The sequence below is a fragment of the Solihabitans fulvus genome (assembly GCF_008386585.1).
Lineage (GTDB): Bacteria > Actinomycetota > Actinomycetes > Mycobacteriales > Pseudonocardiaceae > Solihabitans > Solihabitans fulvus.
On record NZ_VUOB01000067.1, the window covers coordinates 59,185 to 65,574 of the forward strand.

The following is a 6,390-nucleotide window of genomic DNA, read 5'->3' on the forward strand; positions in this document are numbered from 1 at the left end:
TTAGAAGACCTTTCGCAGTTGGGCGGAGTCGTAGTCCGCGGCGGGGATGACGTAGTCCCACTCCTGCCCGCGAAGGGAGATGGACTCTCGCTCCGCGTCCTCTTTGGTCGTGTGCACGCAGATCACGTACTCAGCACCCACATGAGCGGACAGTTCCTTGGAGACAACACCGTCTGCCTGAGACTTGCTCGTGAGAACGACAACCTGTGAGGTCATGCTCGGCAGGGCGCGTGCGACGGCTGCGCGATAGTTGTTGTCCAGGTTGCCGAATGCCGCGTCCATCACCATCGGGTACAGGCCGCCGATGTGACCGAGCAACTGGGCCTCGCTACGAAGCTCTGCTTGCTCCTTGCACAGCTGCGCGAGCGCACCGACGAACGACAGACTCAGCAGCTGGTTCTCACCGGTGGACTTGGGCGCCAGGAGCCGGTCGGGTCCCTCGCCTCGCCACAGCCGCAGTTCGAACGCAGGGTTGAGTTCGGGAACGAAAGGTTTGATGGTGATGCCGGAGTGCACGCTGCGGACCTTGGCATCAAGCCGCCGGCGAATGCTCTCGCTCGCCGTGTCAAGCATCAATTTGATCGCCCTGGCGGCCTCACCGGTCACCGTGACCCGCCGGCGAAGGGCTTCCACCTTGACGTTCTCGCCGTGCGCCTTCTTCAGCTTGCCATCCAGCTCCCTGATCTTGACCGCGACATTGTCGATCTCCTTGATGATGTCCCTCAGCCGGAATTCATGTTCCTGGATGGTGTTCCGCAGCTCGTTGCGTCGCCGCTCGAGCTGCTGGACATCCTCCGGGCCGACCTTCGCGAGCTGAGCGGCGATCTCGTTGAGCGTCTCCTCGGCCTGGCGATAGGTCTCGCTTGCCGTGGCGATGTCCGTGGTGTGCTGGTGAAGCTGAGCGATTGCCTCGGTCGCCGCGTCGCCTAGGTCCCTGGTGCGTCCCCGCATCTGCTGCCAGGCTCCCTCGACTTCAGCCAGCCCGGCCTTGTGCCGCCACTCCTCGACGTGCTTGTAGGGATCTTCGTCGGCAAGCAGTGGGGTACCACAGATGCACTGCTTGGCCTCCAGGAGATCATCAACGAACTGGCGTTTGAGAGGGGCGGGCAACTCTCCGCGGGCGTGCAGCCCGGTGGCAAGATTTTCGACTTCGGGAAGGAGATCAGACAGCAAGATTCGGTAGGCCCTCTTGCTAAGAGCCTCGTTGCGTCCGTTGCGAGCCTGTTGTCGTCGACGCTCGGAGTCTTCGAGGACTTGGCGCTGTTCGTCTCGTCGGGTTTGGAGTTGCGAGGTGGCCTCGTGCTGACGGAGAAGCTGCTCAAGCTGATCCACCTCGTCCTTGAGGTGAGCGACCTCGCTCCGACGCTTCTTCTGTTCGCCGTCTAATTTTGACTGCTGTTCCTTCTCTGCTTCCAGTTGGGCGACAATGTCACTTGCTTTGGAACTTCCAAGCTTGCGCAGTTCCGCAGCGAAGACCTTCTCGACCGCCGGGAGATGCTCCAGCGCCCGCTCGTATTGCTCGATTCCGAGCAACGTCTTGATGGCGGCCTGGATGTCTTCGTAGGCCTCGCGCTGAACGAGATGCTCGATCCGCTCGCCATTGAAGAAGAAGAATTGCGCGAGCCGCTCCGGCAAGATCAGGTCAAGCGTGTCGGAGAACGATGTAATCTCTCGCCACGTGCCGTCTTCGCCAGTGCCGGTGAGATCGACGTCTGCGTGCCGGAACTGCTGGCGCGGGCTGCTTTTGCGGGTGTTGATAGAGCGGCGGAGACGATACTGTGTTCCGTCGTGCTCGAAGAGCATCGTGACGCCACATGTCACGGTTTCGCCGATCTGAGTTTTCTCCCATACGGCGTCGGTGAACAGCCGTTCTTGCTGCTCGACATCCGCGCTAAGTGTGCCGTAGAAAGCCCAGGTGAATGCGTTGAGAAGAGTTGTCTTCCCTGCGCCGTTCGCGCCGTAGATGAGCGTTACGTTCCCCTCGTCACCTCCGGTCGCGAACTCGATCGTCTGACGTCCTTCGAATTGCCTGAAATTCTCCAGTTCGAGTGACAACAGTTTCATTCGACAATCCTTCGCATGGCGTTCGTCAGCAGGTCGATCGTTCCCTTGTCTTGTTGACGCAAGTGGAGGCGACTTCGCTCAATGGTCAATACCTCCTTGATTACGTCTCGGACGACTTCGTCCTGCTGGGCGAAGATCTCAGCCACGGCTTGGCGCTCGGTTTTTGAGTCACTCATTCCAAGGTTCCTCAGACATCCATCAGGCCGTACGTCATTCGGATGTGTCGCATCACGGCCAGTGCCTCGCCTGCGTTACGGGCGGATGAGGCGAACTCGGCAAACCTGGCAACTTCGCGACGCAGAAGTCTGCGCTCCAGTCTGATATCGATGTCGCCGCTGGGCACGGCGATAAAATCGACGATCTCGGCTGCCTCCTTGTCGTCCGCTCGACGAAGGATGCGACCGCGTCGCTGGATGAACTGTCGCGGATTGGTGCTGCTGGCGAGCATGTACGCGATCCGGGCGTCGGGTATGTCCACGCCTTCGTCGAGACATCGCATGGACACGAGGGCTTGCAGGTCGCCGGCGCGGAACCGCTGAAGAACTCGCGTTCGCTCTGTGGGGCTCTCCGCGGACGTGTATGGATGGCACGGGATGCCGAGTTCGGTGCCGAGCAGCCGGAGGACTCGGTCGATCTGGCGGTCAGTCGTGCCAGCGGCTTGTGGTGCACTGCCTTCCGCGCAGTAGATCAGCTGCCATGGCAGGGCGCGCCGGGCTTCAAGCTCGGAGCGCAATGCGGCAAGCTTGCCGCCCGCGTGCGACAAGATCTGGGCGCGCCGGAGAAGCAGCATCGACAGCTCGTCATGGGGACCTGGATCGGGATCGCCCTCGCCGTCGCCCATCAACCTGGCGATCTTCTGGCTGAGTGAAGCATAGAGCTGACTCTCGGCGCTATCCAGGGGAACCAGAACCGGGCGGTAATCGTACTCGCAGAGCGCGCCAAGATCGATCGCCTCGCGAAGACCGAGGTTGATTAGTGTCTGACCGAAGTACTCGCGAAGCGCGCCTGTGCCGACAGGGTCGAACCATCGTTCGGGTGTTGCCGACAGCGCCAGCCGGTGCGGCGCGGTGGGCGGGAGCGCCGCGAAAGATGATTCTGCGCCCAGGTTATGCGCTTCATCCGCGACTATCACGTACGCGCCACCGTACTGCTGGATCACCTGTTGGAACGAAGGGCCGGCAAGTGTCTTGTTAGTGCTGATCATCATGGCAAAGCCATTGGTTCTTGCGGCCAGGCCCGAGGTGAGCGCATGCGCGCTATCGATCCACGTCTTCGAGTCGTCATAGCAGCAGAGAGGGCGGATTCCGAATGCTTTGGCCTCCCTGGCCCATTGGTCGACAAGGTGAATCTGTGGCGCGACGACCACCGCGAGTAGAGACCTATCCTGCCTGTCGTACACTTCCGCAAGTTTGGTTACCGCCGCCAGCGCCGTGATGGTTTTGCCCGTGCCAGTGGCCATTTCGAACATACCTTGGCCGTTCGCCGCGAACCAGGCCTTGATAGCCTCTCGCTGATATCCCCTCAGCTTTAGGTCCTTCGGTACACGCGGTATCGGAAAAGCCGTCGTGCTCACTCCGAGCAGGACACCTGGCTCAAGGGGGCCTGGCGCACCAAGGAGACCTCTTTCTCGCGCGCTCCGCGAGAGTTCCAGCAGACGTTCTTTGCCAAGTGTCGGGAAGTCGAGCAGCTCGACATACGGTGTGTCGCCGCTCCACAGCTGCGCGAAGTAGGTGGCGATACGTTCCGCCCGACTGGTGTCCGAGGGTTCCCAGCTTCGGAAGACCTCTACGGATTCAAAGTTATCGATGAACGCGCTAGCGGTCTCGTTCGATGATCCATTGAATGCAACCTGGTTGCCGTCGTCGTCGGAGAAGATTCCGATCTTCTCGTGATACAAGGCGAGGCGGTTTCCGCGGCGAACCACGGCGATGCGAATGTCGAGGATCTCCTCGCCGACGAGCCGACCGAGCAAGCCGAGGCGTTGAACGAGAGCGGCGGACTTCTCAACCTCCGGCCCTAGTTCACGCAGGACGGCGCGCTCGATTACCTCCCGATACTCGTAGCCGAGCTCGATCTGCTCGATGTCTTCCTCGGTCAGATGCGGACTAGCGATCAGCCGGATCCTGCCGCCATTCTCGGCCAACCGGGTGACACCGTTCGCGGCGAGGGCGAGGCTGGTACTGGTGAAGTAGCCGACAGCACGGTCGTAGCGTGAGGCGACACTCAGGCAAGGTTCGAAAAAGTCGGCAACGATGTCATCCGTGTCGCTTCGGTAGTGATCACTGATTCCGCAGTGCCGAAGGCTTGAGATCAAGTCCACTCCCTTGCCAAGCAGCGCTCAACCAAGACCTCTAAGCGTACTCGACAAGGCGATCATCGGGAGGCACACCGGAGGACACGGTCTGCCGTGTGCATGCCACGGATGCAGTCGACGGAACAGCGCCGGAGACGTGGTCGCAACTCAGGTTCACCGTGTTGGCGCCGCAGCACAGTCGTTCACCTACAACGCCCTGCACCAGCTCACCGGCCAAACCCTCACCAACCCCGCCGGGGCCACCGAGGCCGCGGTCGGCTACGGCTACGACCCCAACGGCAGGGTCACCAGCCAGACCACCACCGGCACCGCCGGTGCGGCGGCCCACAGCTACACCTACGACCAGGCCGGCCGACTGGCCACCTGGAACAACGGCTCCAGCACCACGACCTACGGCTACGACGCCGCCGGCAACCGCACCCAAGCCGGTGCACTCACCGCGACCTACAACGCCCGCGACCAACTGATCACCGCCGGCCCCACCAGCTACGCCTACACCGCCCGCGGAACCCTGGCCTCCCAAACCACCGCAGGCGCCACGACCAGCTACAGCCACGACGCCTTCGACCAGATGGCCACCGCCGGCTCGACCGGCTACACCTACGACGGCCTCGGCCGGGTGGCCACCGCCAGCGGCAACACCTTCAGCTACGACGGCACCGGCCACGCACTGACTGGCGATGGCAGTCAAACCTTCGGCAGGGGACCCAGCGGGCAAGTGCTGTCCGTGGGTACGGGGGCTGGTGCCGGGCTGGCGTTCACCAACCAGCACGGCGACCTGACCGCGACCTTCACCGCCACCGGCGGCGCGCCGACCGGGTCGACGGCGTTTGACCCCTACGGGCAAGTCACCGCCACTGCAGGCCGGCACACCGACCTCGGATTCCAGGGCGGCTGGACCGACCCGGCCACCGGCTACGTGGGCACCGCCTCCCGCTGGTACAGCCCCGCGATGGGGGCGTTCACCAGTCACGACACCGCCTCCGCCGATTTCGCTGGACCGTCCGCCGCGGGCAACCCGTACGCGTTCGGCAACGACGACCCGCTCAACAACACGGACCCTTCCGGGCACAGCGCCTGCGGAAGGAGCAATAGGGGTGGTAGTCGTGTGGGAACCACGGCGCGCAACGCTCCACGTTTCGTAAGTTGGCAAGACACTGATCGCACGGGTGCGCAAGATGAATTGCCGCTGCAGGAGAGCCCGGCATTGCTCGATGGTGGTGATGTGGAAGCCGGGAACCCCTTCCCGTCGTGGCGTCCTCAGGGGAATGAGCAGTACGTTCACAGTCCAGGGACATCGGCATACGAAGGTGGTCCAGTATTCGTCCCTCTCCCCAATGGTCAACTGCCTGAATTTCCAATGCCGGAAATGCCGGAATTGCCGGTGTTTAGTCCAAGTCTTCTCTTTGGGCTATTTTCGGCTGGGGAGTGCGATGCCGGTGAACCTCGCCGTCCTACCGCCGAGGACGGGATCGACCAGAGGCCGATCAACGAGCGGCCTTCGGGACAGACGAAGCAGGCTGGCGAACGGGACGAACCCGGCACCAAGACTTCGGACAGTGGCCCTTCGGACACGCCGGCCAACAACAACGCGATCGCCAAGCCCAACCCACAAACCGAAACCGGCGCCAGTCCGCACGAGCCTGTCAGTCAACCAGGGGCGACATCTTCTGGCCCGCAGGCCGGATCTGCGCCGGTGGAGGGCACTCCTGGCGAAGGTTCGAACACGTCTCTCTACCGGACGTCACCGACCGATCGAGGGGACTCGGAGTTGAGAAATGGTGTGGATCCGACGAATTTCCCTCGAAGTGCGGACGGGTCCGACGATGGCGCAGCGCATTTCGGGAACAAGAGGCTCGCCACGGAGTGGGCTCAGAGTCACCCTGACACCCACGATGTAGGCTTTCGGGTCGACGTTCCGACTGAATGGCTGACGGAAAGGGTCAACTCTGGCCAGATCGAGCCATGGGATGGGATGATAGAAGGGCAGTGACGTGATCTCAACGACTTTC

General features: G+C 62.3%; 4 protein-coding genes. 1 reads left to right on the forward strand and 3 read right to left on the reverse strand.

Translation table 11 applies throughout. The annotated features are described in order from the left end of the window. From F0L68_RS33560 to F0L68_RS33570, 3 genes are read right to left on the reverse strand one after another with little or no spacing between them, the layout of a single operon-like run. Nucleotides 1–2,064: an AAA family ATPase gene (locus tag F0L68_RS33560; protein WP_149853902.1), complete on the reverse strand. Its 2,064-nt coding sequence runs from the start codon at nucleotides 2,062–2,064 to the stop codon at nucleotides 1–3. Then, entirely contained in the window at nucleotides 2,061–2,240 is a 180-nt protein-coding gene (locus F0L68_RS33565) for a hypothetical protein (RefSeq protein WP_149853903.1), read from the reverse strand. The genes F0L68_RS33560 and F0L68_RS33565 overlap by 4 nt, the downstream gene beginning before the upstream one ends. 11 nt (nucleotides 2,241–2,251) lie before the next feature. Continuing rightward, a complete protein-coding gene (locus tag F0L68_RS33570; protein WP_149853904.1) occupies nucleotides 2,252–4,378 on the reverse strand; it encodes a DEAD/DEAH box helicase family protein in 2,127 nt (708 codons plus the stop codon). A 136-nt stretch (nucleotides 4,379–4,514) separates the two neighbouring features. On the opposite strand from F0L68_RS33570, the gene F0L68_RS33575 reads away from it, so the two are divergent. After that, entirely contained in the window at nucleotides 4,515–6,371 is a 1,857-nt protein-coding gene (locus tag F0L68_RS33575; RefSeq protein WP_149853905.1) for an RHS repeat-associated core domain-containing protein, read from the forward strand. The last annotated feature ends 19 nt before the right edge of the window (nucleotides 6,372–6,390 follow it).